Source organism: Pseudomonas syringae (assembly GCF_021605415.1).
In the GTDB taxonomy this organism is placed as follows: Bacteria; Pseudomonadota; Gammaproteobacteria; order Pseudomonadales; family Pseudomonadaceae; genus Aquipseudomonas; species Aquipseudomonas syringae_S.
This window is the reverse complement of record NZ_WKEQ01000001.1, coordinates 280326-301906: the sequence shown is the minus strand read 5'-3', so window position 1 is coordinate 301906 and position 21581 is coordinate 280326. Positions and strand designations below refer to the sequence as shown.

18 protein-coding genes, 3 tRNA genes and 2 pseudogenes are annotated in these 21581 nt (G+C 57.7%); 20 read left to right on the top strand and 3 right to left on the bottom strand.

The genetic code is table 11. The features are described from left to right. Window positions 1-25: 25 nt before the first annotated feature. The 13 genes and pseudogenes from tpiA to GIW69_RS01325 form a co-directional block, all read left to right on the top strand. Window positions 26-781, top strand: a complete 756-nt coding sequence (gene tpiA / locus GIW69_RS01385) for a triose-phosphate isomerase (protein WP_210702653.1) — start codon at window positions 26-28, stop codon at window positions 779-781. A gap of 4 nt (window positions 782-785) precedes the next feature. Continuing rightward, complete coding sequence (gene secG / locus GIW69_RS01380) at window positions 786-1169, top strand: preprotein translocase subunit SecG (protein WP_016771756.1); 384 nt, start codon at window positions 786-788, stop codon at window positions 1167-1169. Window positions 1170-1190: 21 nt separating this feature from the next. Next, window positions 1191-1276, top strand: a tRNA-Leu gene (locus tag GIW69_RS01375). A gap of 97 nt (window positions 1277-1373) precedes the next feature. Then, window positions 1374-1450 (top strand) — tRNA-Met (locus GIW69_RS01370). 137 nt (window positions 1451-1587) lie between these two features. Next, window positions 1588-2046, top strand: coding sequence for a ribosome maturation factor RimP (gene rimP / locus GIW69_RS01365; RefSeq protein WP_039769696.1), 459 nt, complete (start codon window positions 1588-1590; stop codon window positions 2044-2046). A 47-nt stretch (window positions 2047-2093) separates the two neighbouring features. Further along, a complete protein-coding gene (nusA, locus tag GIW69_RS01360) occupies window positions 2094-3575 on the top strand; it encodes a transcription termination factor NusA (protein ID WP_236480346.1) in 1482 nt (493 codons plus the stop codon). Between the two features lie 27 nt (window positions 3576-3602). Next, window positions 3603-6122: a translation initiation factor IF-2 gene (infB, locus tag GIW69_RS01355; RefSeq protein WP_236480345.1), complete on the top strand. Its 2520-nt coding sequence runs from the start codon at window positions 3603-3605 to the stop codon at window positions 6120-6122. Between the two features lie 159 nt (window positions 6123-6281). Continuing rightward, window positions 6282-6683, top strand: a complete 402-nt coding sequence (rbfA, locus tag GIW69_RS01350) for a 30S ribosome-binding factor RbfA (protein ID WP_096818842.1) — start codon at window positions 6282-6284, stop codon at window positions 6681-6683. A gap of 4 nt (window positions 6684-6687) precedes the next feature. Then, a complete protein-coding gene (gene truB, locus GIW69_RS01345; RefSeq protein ID WP_236480344.1) occupies window positions 6688-7605 on the top strand; it encodes a tRNA pseudouridine(55) synthase TruB in 918 nt (305 codons plus the stop codon). A gap of 142 nt (window positions 7606-7747) precedes the next feature. Then, entirely contained in the window at window positions 7748-8017 is a 270-nt protein-coding gene (gene rpsO, locus GIW69_RS01340; RefSeq protein WP_003197723.1) for a 30S ribosomal protein S15, read from the top strand. Window positions 8018-8212: 195 nt separating this feature from the next. Next, window positions 8213-10318 carry a polyribonucleotide nucleotidyltransferase gene (pnp, locus tag GIW69_RS01335; RefSeq protein WP_008088348.1) on the top strand — a complete coding sequence of 702 codons (2106 nt, stop codon included), beginning with the start codon at window positions 8213-8215 and terminating at the stop codon, window positions 10316-10318. A 179-nt stretch (window positions 10319-10497) separates the two neighbouring features. After that, a tRNA-Thr gene (locus GIW69_RS01330) sits at window positions 10498-10573 on the top strand. A gap of 162 nt (window positions 10574-10735) precedes the next feature. Then, window positions 10736-10987 (top strand): annotated as a pseudogene (locus GIW69_RS01325) (Arm DNA-binding domain-containing protein); the annotation flags it as partial. A 149-nt stretch (window positions 10988-11136) separates the two neighbouring features. Here GIW69_RS01325 and GIW69_RS01320 read toward each other — a convergent pair. Next, a pseudogene (locus GIW69_RS01320) lies at window positions 11137-11961 on the bottom strand (YqaJ viral recombinase family protein); the annotation flags it as partial. Next, window positions 11948-12391 carry a recombinase family protein gene (locus GIW69_RS01315; protein WP_236480408.1) on the bottom strand — a complete coding sequence of 148 codons (444 nt, stop codon included), beginning with the start codon at window positions 12389-12391 and terminating at the stop codon, window positions 11948-11950. The pseudogene GIW69_RS01320 and the gene GIW69_RS01315, both read right to left, overlap by 14 nt. Between GIW69_RS01315 and GIW69_RS01310 the strand changes: the two genes are divergently transcribed. The 4 genes from GIW69_RS01310 to GIW69_RS01295 all read left to right on the top strand — a co-directional run bounded on the left by GIW69_RS01310 (window position 12311) and on the right by GIW69_RS01295 (window position 16563). Then, window positions 12311-12973, top strand: a complete 663-nt coding sequence (locus GIW69_RS01310; protein WP_236480411.1) for a phage connector family protein — start codon at window positions 12311-12313, stop codon at window positions 12971-12973. The genes GIW69_RS01315 and GIW69_RS01310 overlap by 81 nt on opposite strands. Then, window positions 12970-14604 (top strand): phage tail protein, encoded by a 1635-nt coding sequence (locus tag GIW69_RS01305; protein ID WP_236480343.1) that lies wholly within the window; start codon window positions 12970-12972, stop codon window positions 14602-14604. The genes GIW69_RS01310 and GIW69_RS01305 overlap by 4 nt, the downstream gene beginning before the upstream one ends. Window positions 14605-14672: 68 nt before the next feature. Beyond that, window positions 14673-15908 (top strand): hypothetical protein, encoded by a 1236-nt coding sequence (locus GIW69_RS01300; RefSeq protein ID WP_236480342.1) that lies wholly within the window; start codon window positions 14673-14675, stop codon window positions 15906-15908. A 349-nt stretch (window positions 15909-16257) separates the two neighbouring features. Further along, window positions 16258-16563, top strand: a complete 306-nt coding sequence (locus GIW69_RS01295; protein WP_236480341.1) for a DUF6388 family protein — start codon at window positions 16258-16260, stop codon at window positions 16561-16563. An 86-nt stretch (window positions 16564-16649) separates the two neighbouring features. Here the strand turns inward: GIW69_RS01295 and nadC are convergent, their stop codons facing one another. After that, the gene (gene nadC, locus GIW69_RS01290; RefSeq protein WP_236480340.1) at window positions 16650-17498 is read right to left on the bottom strand and encodes a carboxylating nicotinate-nucleotide diphosphorylase; all 849 of its coding nucleotides are present in this window, start codon (window positions 17496-17498) and stop codon (window positions 16650-16652) included. A 296-nt stretch (window positions 17499-17794) separates the two neighbouring features. Between nadC and GIW69_RS01285 the strand changes: the two genes are divergently transcribed. The 3 genes from GIW69_RS01285 (at window position 17795) to ampE (ending at window position 21442) form a co-directional block, all read left to right on the top strand. Beyond that, window positions 17795-19984, top strand: coding sequence for a DUF1631 domain-containing protein (locus GIW69_RS01285; protein ID WP_236480339.1), 2190 nt, complete (start codon window positions 17795-17797; stop codon window positions 19982-19984). Between the two features lie 64 nt (window positions 19985-20048). After that, entirely contained in the window at window positions 20049-20609 is a 561-nt protein-coding gene (ampD, locus tag GIW69_RS01280) for a 1,6-anhydro-N-acetylmuramyl-L-alanine amidase AmpD (RefSeq protein WP_236480338.1), read from the top strand. Next, window positions 20606-21442 carry a regulatory signaling modulator protein AmpE gene (ampE, locus tag GIW69_RS01275; protein WP_236480337.1) on the top strand — a complete coding sequence of 279 codons (837 nt, stop codon included), beginning with the start codon at window positions 20606-20608 and terminating at the stop codon, window positions 21440-21442. Before ampD ends, ampE begins: the two co-directional genes overlap by 4 nt. Window positions 21443-21581: the final 139 nt, after the last annotated feature.

Sequence of the window (21581 nt, the reverse complement as noted above, 5' to 3'; positions counted from 1 at the left end):
CCCACTTTGACCGACGAGGTACAGCATGCGTCGCCCTATGGTAGCTGGTAACTGGAAGATGCACGGTACCCGCGCCAGCGTCGCTGAGCTGATCAACGGCCTCCGTCATCTGGCCTTGCCTAGCGGTGTTGATGTCGCAGTATTCCCGCCTTGCTTGCATATCAATCAAGTGATTGATGGCTTGAAAGGCAAGTCGATTTCGGTCGGCGCGCAGAATTCTGCGGTGGAATCCATGCAGGGTGCGTTGACCGGTGAGATTGCGCCGAGTCAGTTGGTGGATGCAGGGTGCTCCCTGGTGCTTGTTGGGCACTCCGAGCGTCGTCAGATGATGGGCGAGCGTGACGGTATGCTGAATCGCAAGTTCGCAGCGGCACAGGCATGTGGCTTGATTCCGGTGTTGTGTATAGGGGAAACCCTTGAGCAGCGCGAAGCCGGAAAAACTCTTGAGGTTGTCGGGCGTCAGCTAGGCAGCATCATCGAAGAGCTGGGTGTCGGTGCTTTTGCCAAGGCAGTCATTGCTTACGAGCCGGTCTGGGCCATTGGTACCGGGCTGACTGCAACGCCGCAACAGGCTCAGGATGTGCATAAAGCCATTCGCGAGCAGTTGGCGGCAGAGAATTCTGAAGTCGCACGAGGTGTGCGGCTTCTATACGGCGGCAGCGTGAAGGCGGCCAATGCGGTCGAACTGTTCGGCATGCCGGATATCGATGGGGGGCTCATTGGTGGAGCTTCCCTGAATGCAGATGAGTTCGGTGCGATCTGTCGCGCCGCGGGAAACTGAAAAAATGCTGGAAACAGTCGTAGTCGTTTTTCATCTGCTGGGTGCATTGGGCGTAGTTGCTCTGGTTTTGCTGCAGCAGGGTAAGGGTGCGGACGCTGGCGCGTCTTTCGGAGCAGGTGCTTCAAATACTGTGTTCGGAAGCCAAGGTTCCTCTACCTTTCTTAGTAAGTTTACTGCTATACTTGCCGCCGGTTTCTTCATAACCAGCTTGGGGTTAGGTTACTTTGCTAAAGAGAAAGCTCATCAGCTGACTCAAGCAGGATTGCCAGATCCGGCAGTGTTGGAAGTTCCAAAGCAGCAACCGGCTTCTGATGATGTCCCGGTGCTTCAAGAGCAAAAGTCGGCTACTCCAGCGACTGACGTACCTCCAGCTCAAGAGCAGAAGTAAGAAGGGTTTCAAAGTAGTTTTGCCGAGGTGGTGGAATTGGTAGACACGCAACCTTGAGGTGGTTGTGCCCATAGGGTGTAGGGGTTCGAGTCCCCTTCTCGGTACCAATTAGTCAGGAAAGCCCGCTGTTGCGGGCTTTCCTGCAGGTGGAAGGTTGCATTGACCCTATAAGGGATCGGTCGTATACTTCCGCCCCAGCTTTGTCGCGGGGTGGAGCAGTCTGGTAGCTCGTCGGGCTCATAACCCGAAGGTCGTCGGTTCAAATCCGGCCCCCGCAACCAGTTTAAGGAGCCCCTTTTAAGGGGCTTTTTGTTAGCTGGACACTTTCTACGCCGCTGTTCGACGGCGTTTCAAGGATGGGCGTTTCGCCCATTTTTTTATTTTGCACGCATGCATCTACATGCACGAGGGGGTTCAGGTGTCGAGCAAGCTAGAAGAGTTGCAGGCCTTGCTGGCCCCGGTGGTCGTGGCCCTAGGCTATGAATGCTGGGGTATTGAGTTTTCGGCTCAAGGTCGCCACTCAATGTTGCGCGTTTATATTGATAAAGAGGGCGGTGTGCTGGTGGACGATTGCGCCATTGTCAGTCGTCAGATCAGCGGTGTCCTGGATGTCGAAGATCCGATTTCCGTTGAATACACCCTTGAAGTTTCCTCGCCTGGCATGGAACGCCCACTGTTCACTCTTGAGCAGTTTGCCAAATATGTCGGTGAACAAGTGAAGATCAAGCTGCGCTCGCCTTTTGAAGGTCGACGCAACTTTCAGGGCCTTCTGCGCGGTGTAGAAGAGCAGGACGTCGTGGTGCAGGTAGACGACCATGAGTTCCTGTTGCCGATCGATATGATCGACAAGGCCAACATTATTCCCAGTTTTGACTGAGACGCGGATCCCGCGGATCCAATGGCTTGCGAAAGGCGAGGCGTACGATGAGCAAAGAAGTACTGCTGGTTGTTGAGTCGGTATCCAATGAAAAGGGTGTACCGGCAAGCGTAATTTTTGAAGCGCTGGAGCTGGCCCTGGCCACTGCTACCAAGAAGCGTTTTGAAGACGAAGTTGATCTGCGTGTGGAAATCAATCGCCACACCGGTTCTTACGAAACCTTCCGTCGCTGGACGGTCGTCGAAGAAGACGATCTTGACGATCCGGCCATCGAAACCTGGCCGAGCAAGGTTGCACAAACGCATCCTGGCGCCAAGGTTGGTGACGTCGTCGAAGAGAAAATCGAGTCCATCGAATTTGGCCGCATCGCCGCCCAGACCGCTAAACAGGTCATCGTGCAGAAAGTGCGCGAAGCCGAGCGCGCTCAGGTCGTCGACGCTTATCGCGAACGCCTTGGGGAAATTATCTCCGGCACCGTGAAAAAAGTAACCCGCGACAACGTGATCGTCGATCTGGGTAACAACGCCGAGGCGTTGCTGGCCCGTGAAGACATCATTTCTCGCGAAACCTTCCGTGTCGGCGTGCGTCTGCGTGCGCTGCTCAAGGAAATCCGCACCGAGAACCGCGGCCCTCAGTTGATCCTGTCGCGTACCGCGCCGGAAATGCTGATCGAGCTGTTCCGCATCGAAGTGCCTGAAATTGCCGAAGGCCTGATCGAAGTAATGGCTGCGTCCCGTGATCCGGGTTCGCGCGCCAAGATCGCCGTTCGTTCCAAGGACAAACGCATCGACCCGCAGGGCGCGTGCATCGGTATGCGCGGTTCGCGTGTCCAGGCCGTGTCGGGCGAGTTGGGTGGCGAGCGTGTCGATATCGTCCTGTGGGATGACAACCCGGCTCAGTTCGTGATCAACGCCATGTCCCCGGCCGAGGTTGCGGCAATTATCGTTGACGAAGATGCCCACGCAATGGACATCGCCGTTGGCGCAGACAATCTGGCTCAGGCCATCGGTCGTGGTGGTCAGAACGTGCGTCTGGCCAGCCAATTGACTGGCTGGACCCTGAACGTGATGACCGAATCGGACATCCAGGCTAAGCAGCAAGCAGAAACCGGCGACATCCTGCGCAACTTCATCGACGAGCTGGAAGTCGATGAAGATCTGGCACAGGTGCTGGTAGATGAAGGCTTTACCAGCCTGGAAGAGATTGCCTACGTACCGTTGGAAGAAATGCTCAACATCGACGGCTTTGACGAAGATACCGTCAACGAGCTTCGCGCTCGTGCCAAGGATCGTTTGTTGACCAAAGCCATCGCTACTGAGGAAAAGCTGGCAGACGCCCATCCGGCCGAAGACCTGCTCTCGCTTGAGGGTATGGACAAGGATTTGGCGATGGAACTGGCGGTGCGCGGCGTAATTACCCGCGAAGACCTGGCCGAGCAGTCTATTGACGACCTGCTCGACATCGACGGCATTGACGATGATCGTGCCGGCAAGTTGATCATGGCCGCCCGAGCCCACTGGTTCGAGTAATTAGGCGCGGCCTGAGGAGAGAAGTGCATGACGCAAGTCACGGTGAAACAACTGGCCGATGAGGTCAAAACACCGGTAGAGCGCCTGTTGCAGCAGATGCGTGAGGCAGGTCTGCCGCACACCGCCGCCGAAGAAAATGTGACTGACAGTGAGAAGCAATCCCTGCTGACTCACTTGAAAAGCAGCCACAAGGCGAAAGTGGAAGAACCACGCAAGATCACGCTGCAGCGTAAAACCACCAGCACCTTGCGTGTTGCTGGCAGCAAAAGCATCAGTGTTGAAGTGCGCAAGAAGAAAGTCTTCGTGCAGCGCAGCCCGGAAGAAATCGAAGCCGAGCGTCAACGCGAACTGGAAGAACGTCGCGCAGTAGAAAATGCTGCCCGTCAGAAGGCTGAAGAAGAATCCAAGCGTCGCGCTGAAGAAGAAGCGCGTCGTCAGCCTGCAGCTGCGTCGACCGCTCAAGCCGAACCTGTTGCCGCACCTGCTGCAGTAGCCGAACCTGTGCGCGAAACCGCACCGGTCGCTGCTGCGCCGGCTGCCGACACTCGCAAGCGTGACGAGCAGCGCCGTCCTGACAAACCACGTGCCGACGATAACAATCGTCGCAGCGGTGGTGGTGATGGCGAGCGCAAAAACGCTCCGCATCGCGCATCCGTCAAGGAAAAGGCTCCGGCTCCACGTGTGGCGCCACGCACTACCGATGAAGAAAGCGATGGCTTCCGTCGCGGCGGTCGCGGCAAGGCCAAGCTGAAGAAGCGTAATGCTCACGGTTTCCAGAGCCCAACCGGCCCTGTCGTGCGCGAAGTGAAGATCGGCGAGACCATCACTGTTGGCGATCTCGCCCAGCAGATGTCGGTCAAAGCTGCTGAAATCATCAAGTTCATGTTCAAACTGGGTACGCCAGCGACCATCAACCAGGTACTGGATCAGGAAACTGCCCAACTGGTTGCCGAAGAGCTGGGCCACAAAGTGACCCTGGTCAGCGACACCGCTCTGGAAGATTCCCTGGCTGAGTCTCTGAAGTTTGAAGGTGAAGCGGTTTCCCGTGCGCCAGTCGTGACCGTCATGGGCCACGTTGACCACGGTAAGACGTCCCTGCTCGACTACATCCGTCGTGCCAAGGTAGCTGCAGGCGAAGCCGGCGGTATTACCCAGCACATCGGCGCTTACCACGTTGAAACCGACCGTGGCATGGTGACGTTCCTCGATACCCCGGGTCACGCCGCGTTTACCGCAATGCGTGCCCGTGGTGCCAAGGCGACGGACATCGTGATCCTGGTGGTTGCAGCCGACGACGGCGTGATGCCACAAACCATCGAAGCCGTTCAGCATGCCAAGGCTGCTGGCGTTCCTCTGGTGGTTGCAGTGAACAAAATCGACAAGCCGGGCGCCGATCTCGATCGCATCCGTAGCGAACTGTCGGTTCACGGCGTGACCTCCGAAGAGTGGGGCGGCGACACCCCGTTCGTTCCGGTTTCCGCGAAGATGGGTACCGGCGTTGACGAATTGCTTGAAGCTGTACTGCTGCAAGCGGAAGTTCTCGAACTGACTGCAACTCCATCGGCGCCTGGCCGTGGTGTTGTCGTTGAATCGCGTCTCGACAAGGGCCGTGGCCCGGTGGCGACCGTTCTGGTCCAGGACGGTACGCTGCGTCAAGGCGACATGGTGCTGGTCGGTTCGAACTACGGCCGTGTACGTGCCATGCTCGACGAGAACGGCAAGCCAATCAAGGAAGCAGGTCCTGCTATCCCGGTCGAAATCCTCGGCCTGGACGGTACACCGGACGCTGGTGACGAGATGAGCGTGGTTGCGGACGAGAAGAAAGCCCGTGAAGTGGCTCTGTTCCGTCAAGGCAAGTTCCGCGAAGTCAAACTGGCTCGCGCTCACGCCGGCAAGCTGGAAAACATCTTCGAAAACATGGGTCAGGAAGAGAAGAAGACGCTCAACATCGTCCTCAAATCCGACGTCCGTGGTTCGCTGGAAGCCTTGCAGGGCGCTTTGAATGGCCTGGGCAACGACGAAGTGCAAGTGCGCGTCGTCGGTGGCGGTGTCGGTGGTATCACCGAATCCGACGCCAACCTGGCATTGGCTTCCAACGCTGTACTGTTCGGTTTCAACGTGCGTGCCGATGCTGGCGCACGGAAGATCGTCGAGCAGGAAGGTCTGGATATGCGTTACTACAACGTGATCTACGACATCATCGAAGACGTCAAGAAAGCCCTGACCGGTATGCTCGGCAGCGATGTTCGCGAGAACATCCTCGGTATCGCCGAAGTGCGTGACGTGTTCCGTTCGCCGAAGTTTGGCGCGATCGCCGGTTGCATGGTGCTCGAAGGTGTCGTTCACCGTAACCGTCCGATCCGTGTACTGCGTGAAGACATCGTTATCTTCGAAGGCGAGCTGGAATCCCTGCGCCGCTTCAAGGATGACGCTTCCGAAGTACGTGCCGGCATGGAATGCGGTATCGGCGTGAAGAGCTACAACGACGTTAAAGTCGGCGACAAGATCGAAGTCTTCGAGAAGGTTCAGGTTGCTCGCAGCCTCTAAATCGCGCACTTCAGGAGCCGTGATGGTCGGCCGCACTTCACAGTGCGGCGCATCACCCGGACTCTAAACGCAACGCCCGGTCTGGCATTTGTCAGGCCGGGCGTTTGCCGCTTTCAGACCTGGCGGGTTTCACCGTCGGGCAGTAACAGGTAACAAATCATGGCAAAAGAATACAGCCGTACCCAACGTATCGGCGATCAGATGCAGCGTGAGCTGGCCCAACTGATCCGTCGTGAAGTCAAAGACCCGCGCGTCGGCCTGGTCACCATTACTGCTGTGGAAGTCAGCCGTGACGTCGGTCATGCGAAGATTTTCATCACCGTGATGGGGCAGGACAACGCCGAAGACATCGCACAAAGCATCAAGGTGCTCAACGCTGCCGCCGGTTTCCTGCGCATGCAGTTGGCCCGCGAAATGAAGCTGCGCAGCGTGCCTCAGTTGCATTTCCACTACGACGAAAGCGTCGTGCGTGGTGCCCACCTGTCGGCCCTGATCGAGCGCGCCGTGGCTGAAGACAATCAGCACGTGGTTGCGGCTGAACCCGAAGACACCAAGGAGTAACTCGGTGGCTCAGGTCAAACGTATCCGTCGTAACGTCAGCGGCATCATCCTGCTCGACAAACCGTTGGGGTTCACCTCCAACGCCGCGTTGCAGAAGGTTCGCTGGTTGCTCAATGCCGAGAAGGCCGGTCACACCGGCAGTCTCGACCCGCTGGCCACCGGCGTGCTGCCGTTGTGCTTCGGCGAGGCGACCAAGTTTTCGCAATACCTGCTCGATTCCGACAAAGCCTATGAAACCCTGGCGCAACTGGGCAAGACCACCACCACGGCGGACGCCGAGGGCGAGGTTTTGCAGGAGCGCCCGGTGACCGTTGGTCGCGCCGATGTCGAAGCGGTGCTGCCGGGTTTTCGCGGGCAAATCAGTCAGATACCGCCGATGTACTCGGCGCTCAAGCGTGATGGCCAGCCGCTGTACAAGCTGGCCCGTGCAGGCGAAGTAGTGGAGCGTGAACCGCGTTCTGTTACTATTGCGCGCTTGGAATTACTGGCCTTCGAAGGCGATACTGCGCGACTTGCGGTGGAATGCAGCAAGGGCACCTATATTCGCACCCTGGTGGAGGATATCGGTGAGCAACTCGGTTGTGGTGCGTACGTCGCTGAATTGCGCCGTACCCAGGCCGGGCCTTTCACCCTGGCACAGACGGTCACGCTCGAAGAGCTGGAAGCCGTACACGCCCAAGGCGGCAATGAAGCGGTTGATCGCTTCCTGATGCCATCGGACAGCGGCCTGCAGGATTGGCCGCTGCTGCATTTCTCGGAACACAGCGCGTTCTACTGGCTCAACGGTCAGCCGGTACGTGCTCCCGATGCTCCGAAGTTCGGCATGGTGCGGGTACAGGATCACAATGGTCGCTTTATCGGTATCGGTGAAGTGAGCGAAGACGGGCGCATCGCGCCGCGTCGACTGATTCGGTCAGAATGACCGAAACCAGCCTGTGTAACAGCAGGCTGGCGAGTGTGGCTGTCAACAGGCACGGTCACTACTCATTTATAGATACAGGGATTTGTCCCTGGCCTGTTGAAGCTGTTTCTCTGAAACAGTTTCCTGATAAAAGGATTGCCTCATGGCTCTCGACGTTCAAGAAAAAGCTCAAATCGTTGCTGACTACCAGCAAGCTGTTGGTGACACTGGTTCGCCAGAAGTGCAAGTTGCGCTGCTGACCCACAACATCAACAAACTGCAAGGTCACTTCAAGGCCAACGGTAAAGATCACCACTCCCGTCGTGGTCTGATCCGCATGGTAAACCAGCGTCGCAAGCTGCTGGACTACCTGAAAGGCAAGGACGTGAGCCGTTACAGCGCTCTGATCGCTCGCCTGGGTCTGCGTCGCTAATAAGCGATTGCGCTAGAGGTTGGTTGTCTGTCGTGCGTCAGTGGGTTTCCCGCTGGCGGATGGCAGGCTCCCAGCCTCAAGTTTTATCTGGATACACGTTTTACCCTGGACAGGCGTTGGGCCGATTCCCGACATTGCCCAAGAATTTCGCAAGAAACCCGTTTCCCCAAGAGCCACAAAAGAAGGTAGGACACCGTGAACCCGGTAATCAAAAAATTCCAGTTCGGTCAATCGACCGTTACCCTCGAGACTGGCCGTATCGCCCGTCAGGCCTCCGGCGCAGTATTGGTCACCGTTGACGACGACGTCAGCGTATTGGTGACCGTGGTTGGCGCCAAGCAAGCGGATCCAGGCAAGGGCTTCTTCCCTCTGTCCGTTCATTACCAGGAAAAGACTTACGCTGCCGGTAAGATCCCTGGCGGTTTCTTCAAGCGTGAAGGCCGTCCTTCCGAAAAAGAAACCCTGACTTCCCGACTGATCGACCGTCCGATCCGTCCGCTGTTCCCGGAAGGCTTCATGAACGAAGTGCAGGTTGTCTGCACCGTCGTTTCCACCAGCAAGAAAACCGATCCGGACATCGCTGCGATGATCGGTACGTCGGCTGCCCTGGCCATCTCGGGCATTCCATTCGACGGCCCGATCGGCGCCGCTCGCGTTGCTTTCCACGAAAGCACCGGCTACCTGCTGAACCCGACTTACGAGCAGCAAGCCGCTTCGAGCCTGGACATGGTTGTTGCCGGTACGTCCGACGCCGTGCTGATGGTTGAATCGGAAGCCAAAGAGCTGACCGAAGACCAGATGCTGGGCGCGGTACTGTTTGCGCACGACGAGTTCCAGGTCGTGATCAACGCCGTTAAAGAACTGGCTGCCGAAGCCGCCAAGCCGACTTGGAACTGGGCTCCGGCTCCAGAAGCCACCGAACTGCTGGGCGCTATCCGTGCCGAGTTCGGCGACGCGATCTCCCAGGCCTACACCATCACCATCAAGGCTGACCGTTACGCTCGCCTGGGTGAGTTGAAGGATCAGGTTGTTGCCAAGCTCTCCGGTGAAGAAGGCCAGCCTTCGTCCAGCGAAGTCAAAGCTGCTTTCGGCGAAATCGAATACCGCACCGTTCGCGAAAACATCGTCAACGGCAAGCCACGTATCGACGGCCGCGACACCAAAACCGTCCGTCCGTTGAACATCGAAGTTGGCGTTCTGCCGAAGACCCACGGTTCGGCTTTGTTCACCCGTGGCGAAACCCAGGCTCTGGTAGTCGCGACTCTGGGCACCGCCCGTGACGCACAACTGCTGGACACCCTGGAAGGCGAGAAAAAAGACCCGTTCATGCTGCACTACAACTTCCCTCCGTTCTCGGTAGGTGAGTGTGGTCGCATGGGTGGCGCCGGTCGTCGCGAAATCGGTCACGGCCGTCTGGCCCGTCGTTCGGTTTCGGCCATGCTGCCAGCCGCTGACGTGTTCCCGTACACCATCCGTGTCGTGTCGGAAATCACCGAATCCAACGGTTCGTCCTCAATGGCTTCCGTTTGCGGCGCTTCCCTGGCCCTGATGGACGCTGGCGTGCCAATGAAGGCACCGGTTGCCGGTATCGCCATGGGTCTGGTTAAAGAAGGCGAGAAGTTCGCCGTCCTGACCGACATCCTGGGTGACGAAGACCACCTCGGCGACATGGACTTCAAAGTGGCTGGTACCGCCAAAGGCGTGACCGCACTGCAGATGGACATCAAGATCAAGGGCATCACCGAAGAAATCATGGAAATCGCTCTGGGCCAAGCCCTGGAAGCGCGCCTGAACATCCTCGGCCAGATGAACCAGATCATTGGCCAGTCGCGTACCGAACTGTCGGCCAACGCACCGACCATGATCGCGATGAAAATCGACACCGACAAAATCCGTGACGTTATCGGTAAAGGTGGCGCGACCATCCGTGCGATCTGCGAAGAAACCAAGGCTTCGATCGACATCGAAGACGACGGTTCGATCAAGATCTTCGGCGAAACCAAGGAAGCGGCTGAAGCAGCGCGTCAGCGCGTTCTGGGCATCACCGCTGAAGCCGAGATCGGTAAGATCTACGTTGGTAAGGTTGAGCGCATCGTCGACTTCGGCGCATTCGTCAACATCCTGCCTGGCAAGGACGGTCTGGTTCACATCTCGATGCTGAGCGACGCTCGCGTTGAAAAAGTGACCGACATCCTGAAAGAAGGCCAGGAAGTGGAAGTGCTGGTACTGGACGTGGACAACCGCGGCCGTATCAAGCTGTCCATCAAAGACGTGGCAGCGGCCAAGGCATCGGGCGTTTAATCACCCCTTAGCCGTACCGCAATAAAAATGCCCCGCCGTGAAAACGGCGGGGCATTTTTTTGTCCGCTCGGCAACTCGCTTTTGTCGGAACTGCCGCAGGCTCGGGCCGCGTTCGGACGATCTTTTGAAATCCATACAGATTTGCCGGGCCTGCGTACCAATGCTAGGTTTATCCCACCGCCCGTGTAGCTCAGCCGGTAGAGCAGCGCACTCGTAACGCGAAGGTCGCAGGTTCGATTCCTGTCTCGGGCACCAAATCAGCTTTCGCAGACGTTCGGCGAGTTTCACACCCTCCCAATTGAGGCCGCAAACAGCGGCCTTTTTCTTTCGCGGTCTTTCGCATTCTTTCGCTGCGTGCCGCGCATTTTTAGTACATCATTCAGCACTTCTCAATTCGAGTGACTTGGTGATGTACTAATGCCCCTCACTGATACCGCTGTGCGCCAGGCCAAGCCGGCCGAAAAAGACTTCACCCTCACGGATGGCAGCGGCCTTTCCCTCTTTGTCGCTAGCAATGGCACCAAGTCCTGGCACTTCAGGTTCTCCTGGCACGGTAAGCAGCCGCGCATGTCGCTGGGCACATATCCCGAAATTACCCTTAAAGATGCCCGCGAGCTGCGCGATCAGGCCCGGTCGATGGTTGCCAAGGGCATAGACCCTCGATCAAAGCGGCGCGAGGAAAAGCAAACCGCCGCCGGCAACGCCATCAAAACCTTTGAGGTGGTCGCCAACGAATGGCACGCCTTCAAGGTTCCGCGCCTGGTGGAGGCGAAGAAAGGGGCGGCCTATCAATCCCGGTTCTATCTGGAAAAGGATCTGATGCTTTCGGTCTGGCTCAGTGCATGTTCTTTCGCAGCCTTCAGCCGATCCTCTACGTCGCCGCACCATTTCACCGTCTTCTCTGCGTCGGCGAAGTCCTGGTCATCCGCCAGCGTGGTGTTGATGTTGCTGAAAACGGTCATCGCGTGGGACTTGAAGGCGTCCAGGTTGCTGGCGGTGACCATGCCGGTGACTTCGATGCGCAGCGCCGGGAGCTGATCCGGTGCGGAACCGATGACTTCAACCTTCGCTTCCTGCGGCACAAAACTGCCAAGTTCTTCCTCGAACTGTTTCCAGCCCTCGATCAACAGTTCGGCGCGGCCCGGCACAGGCAGGTATTCCATGTGCACGAAGTTATCGGCGGTGCCATCGGAGCAAACGAAAATCACCTTTTCCGCACCGCTAACCAGCAGTTGCTGCTCAAGCTGCCAGTAGTAGTGCGGATCCAGACTGCCAGCTCGTACCTGGGCGGCCACGTTCACGTTCCACAGCTTGTGCTCGAACAGCGTGTCGCCCAGCATCGTGGCCCCGTCCATGGACGCGAGCAGGTTGCCGCTGGTGCCGACGATGGGATAAAGCTCTTCGCCAAGCATGGCTTCGACCAATGGCCGGGCCAGTTCCTCAGTCGCGTGGCCACGGTCAAAAATGGCCTGCTGCGCTGGGCCCACCTCATCAACGATGCCGGTCTTCTTCACCGTCAGCAGGTCGGTGCGGGTTTGATACTTCGATTCGCCCATCATTGCTGGCGCTTCCGAAGCAGTGAAGTAGTTGGCGCGAAGGGCATGCCACTCGGGCGTGCCTTGCTGGACGTTATGCACTTGCATGGGTGGCTTCTCCTTCAATGGCAACCAGGCCGTTGATGCGGTCTTTTTGCTCGTCTGTGATGGTGTACTTGCTGCAGATGTTGGTGATGATGTGTTCAGGGTTGGTGCGCTGCTGCGCGATCATCCCGCGCCACTTCTCCGCGCTCTCGTCGAGCTTGCTGTCCGGGTAGGGCGGCAAGACCTTTGGCTCTTCAGCTTTGCGAGGCTGGTTAACCTCGCGTTCGGTTGGGATGTCCTGGACTTCTTCGGCCATCGGCATGCCGCGCAGCACGTCCGGGAAAACGTCCCGCAGTGCGAAGGATCGGGCGCGCATCTGACGCATGCGTTTTGGGTACTGAGCCCATGGGCCTTGCTTGCCTTTGAGCCCGGCCTGACCCGCGTCAGTCATGCTGAACGTGCGGAACTGCTCTTCTTCGCCGACACGCTTCACACGGCAGGTTGCTGTCTCGCCGTCGTCGGTCTCGTACAGCCCATCGTTTCGTTTACTGAAAAGAGCAAAGCGGCCGAACTGTGCAGCGTGTTCTACAAACCGATGCGCGAGCTGGTGCTGACCGACTTCCCTTGGCCGTTCGCTGAATCCGTTGTGGCACTTGCCGATATCGGCAGTCCCGCACCTGGCTGGGCGTACCGGTATCGGTATCCGGCTGACTGCCTCAAGGTTCTGGAAATCGTCGAGCCTGGCCAGCGCCGCCCAATCACCAGCGAGTTGCAGATCCCTTTCAGGATCGGTTATGACGCTGGCGGTCGGGTGATCCATACAGACCGGCCAGAGGCATCGGTGCGGTTTACCTTCAAGGTCGAGGACTCAACGTTCTTTGACGCCTTGTTTTCGGATGCTTTGGCGTGGCGCCTCGGCATGGAGCTGGCGCTGCCAATGAGTTCCACGACGGAACTACAGCAGTACTGCAAGCAGGGTTACAGGGAATCGCTGACCGTTGCGCAAGCCTCCGCCCTCAATGAGTCGCAGGACGATCCGGAGCCAGAGTCCGAGTTCGTGTCGGTGCGCCAATGACCAGCATTTTGCAGCCAACGTTTGCCGCCGGCGAACTGTCGCCATCTGCAAGCGCCCGTACCGATATCGCCCGCTATTACACAGGCCTCAAGCTGTGCCGAAACTTCATGGTCATGCCTTACGGCGGGGTGAGGAATCGCCCGGGCACCAGGATGATTTGTGAGGTCGCTGACTCGACCAAGCTCAATCGACTGATCCCTTTTCAGTTCAACGACGAGCAGACCTACATCCTGCAGTTCGGCGATCAACTGATGCGGGTGATCAAGGACGGCGGCCAAGTGCTGTTCAGTAGCGGCCCCTTCGAGGGTTTTCCCTACCAGATCAACATGCCTTACACCCAGTACGACCTAAAGCAGTTGAACTACACACAGTCAGCCGACCTGATGACGTTTGCCCATCCGTCGTACAAGCCTCGCGATCTTGGCCGGCTGGCCCATGACAACTGGCTTTCGGCCGAAATCAACCTTGCGCCTCGCATCTTGCCCCCAGCCTCGGCAACAGCAACACCCACTGCTGGCACCGGCACCAACACGCAGGTGTGGCGCTATCAGATCACCGCTGTGCTGGACGATGGCAACAGCATTGATGAGTCGATTCCGGTTACGTCCAACGCCGTTACCGTGTTTCCAGACACCGCATCCGCAACCATCGTTTGGCCGGCCGTGCCTGGTGCGACGTATTACATCGTTTACAAGGACAACGCCGGCGCCGGGATTTATGGCTTCATCGGTCGGGCCACGGCCCTGACCTTTATTCGACTGACCGGCCTGAACTTCACCAACGATTCAACGGGGAACACGTTCCGCGTGCACAACTTCAGCCGTGATGGTCGATCCGGTCGATACGTGAGCCAGGATGTAATCGATAAGACAACCGCCGGCTGCTATGCCTTTATCTGGGCGCTGGGCACCAACGACGTCACCGGTTACGACGCAGCCGCACAGATCGCGTTCGATCAGCGTATCGACTGGATCATTGCGGCGGCAGCGACCAATCGAACCCGAGTCGTGTTCATCGACTTCCTGTTCGGCCAGCCTTATAGCCATGGCTTACGCGCTTCACTGCGGCGCGGCGCCGCCGCTATACCGAACTCGATCTTCATTGATGTTGAGCAGCTATGGACGGTGAGCGGTGTGCAGTACACCGAGGCTGAGCGCGTAAGCCGCAACCTGTCGTCGGGCGTTCACCCTGAAGAAGTCGGCCATCGCCTGGTAGCAGAAACGCTGGCGCAGCGGCTTGGTCTGGTCTGCACGTCGAAAAAACAGGCGATCCTCGACGATCCAATTTGGAAGTCGCTGGACATCAGTGCGAGTGGTCTGAAAAACCGGCTCAACGTGGCCGGGCAGATGTGCGCGTATCGGATTCGCGACAACCAGATCGAAGTGGTAATGGACACGGCCACGGTACCCGCAGCGGTGACAACGATTGGAACCATTCCTCCGGCAGACTTCCCGCCCATCAATGGTTTCAACTTCGCTTCCAATCCGGACGCGACTGGTAAATTCGGCTTGTTCACGGTGTCAGGTTCCGGGGCGGTTATCTATCGTCCGAATCCTGAATCCAGCGCGGCGCCGAATGCTTGCCAGCTCAACGTGGCTCTGCCGTATCGCCAGTCCTACTCCTGGCCATAATCGACAACCGAATCACGCGTAGTACACTATCCGCCACGATTTCAGTTGGTTCTAATTCGAAGGGGCGTATGAAGCGGGTACTCACGGCTGTAGGGATATTGGTGCTCGCTTCATTTGCTTGCGCGAACGAAAGGACTGACGCTTCGATTTCTGGCGGATCTGTTTATATACGATCGGACTTTGGCATTAACAGGTACCTGATTCGCAAGATGGACTTGGGCAAGAAAACCAAGGAAGGAAATCAGGTAGTAAATTTTGCAGGCGCCCGAATCGTATCAAGCGACGGAGATGTTCCTTTTAACAGAGGATATGCTGTTTCAGATGAAAGAGATGATATCGCCCCGTTGAGATTCAATGGCACCTTCATCGGTGCGAACCATGGTGCTCTGTTTGGAGTGTCGCTTGATGCGCCGAACCATGGTCTATCCCGCAAGGACGTGGGCACGACAATGAAGGATGCCGAAGGCACCACCTTCGCTGTCGTTGAAGTCAATGGGCCCAACTCGCTGACTGTCCTGTCTGAGCCGCAAAGCTCCGGCAGGGCATGGGACTTCAAGTTGGCAGTCGCCGGCAGCTTGAAGGCAACGTCAGGCAAACGGAAAGTCCTGTTTACCGAACAGAAAGTCTCACAGATATACCCATCGGTTCGCAGAGTGTCTGTGAACGTAAACTCCGATAAGCGACTTGTAGAGGGCGCCGGGTTTGAACCGGTATCCAAGCTTGAGATTGTCGAAGTTTATGAACTGTTGAACCCTTTACGGTTTCTTCCGGGAAAACGTAAGGGCGTATCTCGAAGCGAAGCGAAGGTAACGGTTCGATATAAATTCAGTGGCAACACGACAGAGGTTAATACGCGTGTTGTTGCACTGGATAAGTTACATAGCTTTGCCATGTCTGGCGTTCAGGCTGGCCCATTAAATTATTCGTCTTCTGCACTGATGCAGAAAATCGACGGCAGCACTGATTACGCAGACTGGACGGATATCACCGCAGCAAATGGTATTCAGCGGATACCTGTGGATGGATCGGTTTCCATGTCGCAGAAGGTGGCGCGTGACACGCTGAGATTTGGACTGACGATTGGCGTCAATCAGGCGAAGATCAACGGAAAGGCAGTTGGCGAATCCGGATTGGTCGAGCTGTCCGCAGCCAAGAAGCAATACCCTGTTGCGCTGGAGCCGGGTGCCGGTGGTTTCAGTGGAACGCTCAAGCCTGGCGATGTTGCCGAGGTGTCCGCTTACCGCCGATACTGGCCCGCAATCGAAGCGAAACCGGTGCCGCCGCAGGGCACTGCGCAGCGCTAAACCAATCTCCCAGCCTCGCATAAAAAGTACATTGGTTAGTACGTTAGCGGGGTGGATCGCGGTATTTGCCCAGTATCCATTGGAAAATATCGCCGAATTAGGTTCCTGTCTCGGGCACCACTTCCCTTTTTCCAGTGCTGGGGTTGATTCGTACGACAGGTTTTTGTGGGATAGATGTAAAGAGGCGTGTAATTGTTCGTACAAACATCCTATATTCGATCCCTGCATGAGCATCGCCCAGCAGTTTTCAGATGATCCCGAATGGTTCTGAAGGCCGGATACAAACCGCGTCAGAGAGATCCTTGAAGATCCAGATCCATCTTCCATTCCCATGATCAGCGAGAACGCCATGACCGAGAAATATTTGACTCAGGAAGCCAGGCACGAAGCTGCGCTGGAAAAATACAAGCTGGAGACCCCGCAACTGGTGGAAGAGATCAAGGACTTGAGTCCCGACGATCAGAAAGACCAGATTCAGTGGGCGTTCGAAGACGAAGCCGAAGCCCAGGGTTTGCAGCCGTGGGAACTCACCCTCAAGTACACCAGCACGCCTGAAGAGTTCGAAGCCAAGCGCGTTGAATTGCACAAGGAAGCGGCCGAGGTGTTGGGCGTCGAGTGGGACGAATATTGCGAGATGAATAATCTCGTCGTTTAACGGCAGCTGCAGGCTACAAGCTGCGAGCACAAGTTGAAGCAGCTCGCTGTTAACTTGTAGCTTGCAGCTTTAAGCTTCCCACTGCTTTAGAGACTAAGACGCATCGACAGGTCGACCGCTTTGACATCCTTGGTCATCGCACCAATCGAGATGTAGTCCACCCCGGTCTGAGCGATCGGCAACAGCGTGCTTTCGTTGATTCCGCCGCTGGCCTCGAGCTTCGCCTTCCCCCCGTTCAAACGCACGGCTTCGCGCATGTCGTACAGGCTCAGTTCGTCGAGCATGATGATGTCGGCGCCGGCCTCCAGCGCTTCCTTCAACTCCTCCAGACTTTCCACTTCGATTTCCACCGGTTTGCCCGGGGCAATCTTGTGCGCGGCCGCAATGGCTTGCGTGATGCCCCCGCAGGCGGCGATGTGGTTTTCCTTGATCAGGAAGGCGTCATAGAGGCCGATGCGATGGTTGTGGCAGCCGCCGCAGGTCACCGCGTATTTCTGCGCCAGCCGCAGGCCCGGCAGGGTTTTTCGAGTGTCGAGCAGCTTGACCTGAGTCTCGCCGACGAAGTCCGCCAGGTACTGCGCGCGAGTTGCCACGCCTGACAGCATCTGCAAGAAGTTCAGCGCACTGCGTTCGCCGGTCAGCAGCGAGCGAGCGGGGCCTTCCAGATGAAACAGCGGCTGATTGGGCGACACACGTTCGCCATCGCGTACTTGCCAGTGCACGGCAACACGTGGATCCAGCTGACGGAACACCGCATCGACCCACGCAGTGCCGCTAATGACGGCGGCGTCACGGGTGATGATGGTGGCTTTGGCCAGGCGTTCGGCTGGAATCAATTGAGCGGTGATGTCGCCGCTGCCGACGTCTTCGAGCAACGCACGGCGCACGTTGGCTTCGATTTCGGCGGTCAAATCGGCGAGACGTAAATTCGGCATAACGGGCTCCACAAACAAAGTGCCTGGATTATAGGGGCATGGCTCAGACCAACCCAAGGCGAGAACGGCACTGTATTCAGTGCTCGCGTGCATTTGGTCGATTGCATCGAGCCGGCGTCGTTCCATCTGCGTGTATGGAAGGCCGTTAAGTCAGGGAAACCCTGACGCCTCTGGCGCCGGATACATCTTTTGCAAGATAATCCGCCGTGCGTTTGACGTCATGGCATTGACGAATATTTTTGAACTTGTTTGCCATTGTTCGAACCGAAGAAGAATCACCGTTTCAGGAGGCTTGGATGCACAACGACGGGAATGTAGTGCCCTTGCACAAGGTCGCTACTGATCGGGCGACCCACTCGCCGCTCGCCCGCTTGCCTGTGATTCTGCTTCAGGTCCGTGACAAGGCCGCGCAGCAATTGCGCCACGGCCTGCAGGCGTTATTCCATAACGCCGACGACACGCTGTTTGAAATGTCTGACCGGGCGCGCAATGACGTCGACCACAGCATTTTCTTCGAAGCCATGCGTGATTTGCGTTTGAAGCGTAAAAGCATCGAACGGGTTTTTCTCGAGCTGTTCTTTGAAGCCTTTATCGACCTCACTCAAAACAACCCCGGACCAGACCTGTTGCCCGAGGCGCTTGCGACTGAGCACTCGGCGCCACGCAACGACGATATGGAGCGCCGCGTTGCGGTGCAGGCGATGGTTGAGAAAGTGCAGAGCCGTGACGGCTTCGCCCTCGATCAACTGACCGCGCGGCTTGGTGCACTGTTGGGAAGACCGCTCGATGAGCGCCACAACCCATTGAGCCCGACGATGCTTTGTGAGTATTTCTTACAGGCCGGGCGCAATCTGGGCGTGGAGATCAAGGTCAAGCTGATCCTGCTTAAGCTTTTTGAGCGTTACGTGCTGGCGGATACCGATCAGCTTTACGCCGAAGCTAATCAACTACTGATTGCCACCGGCGTATTGCCCGAACTCAAACCGGCAACTGCCAGTCGGCCGAGTGATAAAGCGTCAGCCCGCCTGCTCGATGAGCCCGAATACGCTGAGGAACCCGAGGCAGAGGCTGGTGTGCAAGAAGTTTTCGCTGCGCTGCAGGAATTGCTGTCTCACGTTCGCGGCAGCGTCGCGCCAACGGTCGAATCGAGCGCCCCGCCCCAGCCGATTTCTTCCCGTGATCTTTTACGTCTGCTGTCGCATTTGCAGCAATACGTTCCAGCGTTATCCGCGCCGGATGACTTTGACCTGCGCAATCAGCTCGAACAATTGCTCACCCGCGTCAGCGTCAGAAGCGGCAAGTCCCGAGTGGTTGGCGTCGCCGATGAAGACGTCATCAACCTGATCGCCATGGTGTTCGAGTGCATCCTCGATGACCACACCGTGCCGGATTCGCTGAAAGCATTGATCGCGCGTTTACAGATCCCGATGCTGAAAGTCGCCGTGCTCGACAAAAGTTTCTTCAGCCGAAACAGCCATCCCGCTCGGCGCCTGCTCAATGAGATTGCTGATGCCGCCATGGGCTGGGGCGAGTGCGATGTGGATGCGCGAGACAGTCTCTATGAACGCATCGAGCAAGTGGTGCAGCGTTTGCTGACGGAGTTTGATGACGACCCGGCAATCTTTGCCGAACTGTTGGCGGATTTTCTCGCGTTCACCAGTGACGAGCGCCGGCGCAGTGAACTGCTCGAACAGCGTCTGCGGGATGCCGAAGAGGGCCGGGCGAAAAGCGAATTGGCTCGTCAGCGCGTCGAGCAGGTGCTGAATCAGTCCTTGTTGGGCAAAGCGCTGCCGCCGAGCGTGGTGACGTTCATCCAGGACGCCTGGAGCAAAGTGCTGTTGCTGACCTGTCTCAAGCATGGCGACCAGTCGGCGGAGTGGCAGGCTGATGTGCAGACGCTGGAGCAATTGGTCTGGAGCGCCCAGCCCCACGAGGATCCGCAGGCGGCGGTGCGATTGTTGTCGCTGGTTCCGAGCCTGCTCAAATCCCTGCGCGATGGCCTCAGCAGCTCGGCGTTCGATCCTTTCGCAACCAGTGAGTTTTTCAGTGAGCTGGAAGCGTTGCACCTGCAATTGCTGCAACACGGCGATGAGGAGAGTGCGGCACTGGCACCTGCCATGGTTGAAGTGTCACAGCGGATCGTCTTGCGGATGGCCGACGAAAGCGGCGCGACAGTTGCTGCACTGCGCTTGCCCGATGACGACGCGGTCTGGCGTCAGGTCGAGCAATTGCATCCGGGCAGTTGGGTGGCGTTCCTCGAGGACGAAGATCACACCCTGCGCGCAAAACTCGCGGCGATCATCGAAGCGTCCGGCCAATATGTGTTTGTCGACCGCACCGGCATGAAAGTGCTGGAGCGCAACCGTGTCGAACTGGCGCTGGCATTGCGCGAAGGCAGCGCCCGAGTGCTGGCAGATACCTTGCTTTTCGACCGCGCGCTGGATGCCGTGCTGGTGAACCTGCGGCGGTTGAATCGCGGCAAGTGATCGCGCGTCGGGGGGCGATCACGGCATACTGAGCGCCAACACAGTCGGCATTGAAGGAATCGATATGCAGTTGAACCGCGCAAGCGGTTGGTGTCACGGGGTGCAAGTCTGCCCGTCACCCAACTTCAATGAACGCCCCTCCGGGGAAATTTCCTTGCTGGTGATCCACAACATCAGCTTGCCGCCCGCGCAATTCGCCACCGGCAAGGTGCAGGAATTTTTCCAGAATCGACTGGATGTCGCCGAACATCCCTACTTTGAAGGGATCGCCGACCTGCGGGTGTCCGCGCATTTTCTGATTGAGCGTGACGGCAAGACCACTCAGTTTGTCTCTTGTCTAGAGCGTGCCTGGCATGCCGGCGTCTCATGTTTCGAGGGGCGCGAAACCTGTAACGATTTTTCCGTGGGCATTGAGCTGGAAGGCACCGATGATCTGCCGTTCACCGATGCGCAATATCAGGCGTTGACCGCGCTGACCCGCCAGTTGCAAGGCGCGTTTCCCGGCATTACCGCCGAACGCATCTGCGGACACAGCGACATTGCTCCCGGCCGCAAAACGGATCCGGGGCCTGCGTTCGACTGGGCGCGCTATCGCGCAGCCCTGGCCAAAGAGGAAGGACAATGAGTTTTCTGGTGCTACTGCTGGCGCTGTGGATCGAGAAATTCTCGGGCCTGCGTCATCGACTCCAACGCGACGGCGGATGGATCCGCGAACTGCACAAGCTGGAAAGCGGTGCCTGGGCGAAACGGCCGTGGCTGGTGCTGGCTATTCTGGTGCTGTTTCCGGTCGCCCTGCTGGGTTTTCTGCTGGTGGTGCTGGAACCGGTGGCGTATGGCTTGCTGGCCTTGCCGGTGCATCTGCTGGTGGTGATTTACAGCTTGGGCCGAGGCGATCTGCTCGGTGGCCTCGGTCCGTTTCGAGACGCCTGGCGTCGGGAAGACTTTCAAGCGGCGGCGCATGTTGCCAACCGTGACCTGAGCATCTGTGCCGACAATAGCGAGCAACTGCTGGCGCGGGTTCAGGGCCATTTGTTGTGGCAAGCCTATCAAAGTTTTTTTGCGGTGATTTTCTGGTATTTCCTGCTCGGCCCGGTGGCCGCGCTGAGCTATCGCCTGCTGGCGCTGGCTGAAGAGCATGGGCAAAACCCGGCTGTGGTCGAACGGGCCGCGCAACTGCGTCACGCCTTCGATTGGATACCCGTGCGCTTGCTGGCGGCGAGCTTTGCCCTCGTTGGCAATTTCGTCGCGGTCAGCCGGGTCATGCTGCATGAACTGCTGAACTGGCACATCAGCGCCGCGCAATTGATCAACAAGGTCGGCCTGGTAGCAGGGGAAATCCCGACCGTGGTGTCCGGGCCGGAAGGCATCAATACGCTGGATCGGTTGTGGGAACTGCTGCTACGGGCGGCAGTGTTGTGGTACGCCGGGTTTGCGTTGTGGACAGTACTGATTCATTGATCTAAAAAATCAAAAGATCGCAGCCTTCGGCAGCCGCTGCACGTGGAATGACGTTGCCCCTGTAGGCGCTGACGAGTGAAACGAGGCTGCGATCTTTTGATTGTGATTTTGAAGCAAGATCAAACGATCGTCCGAACGC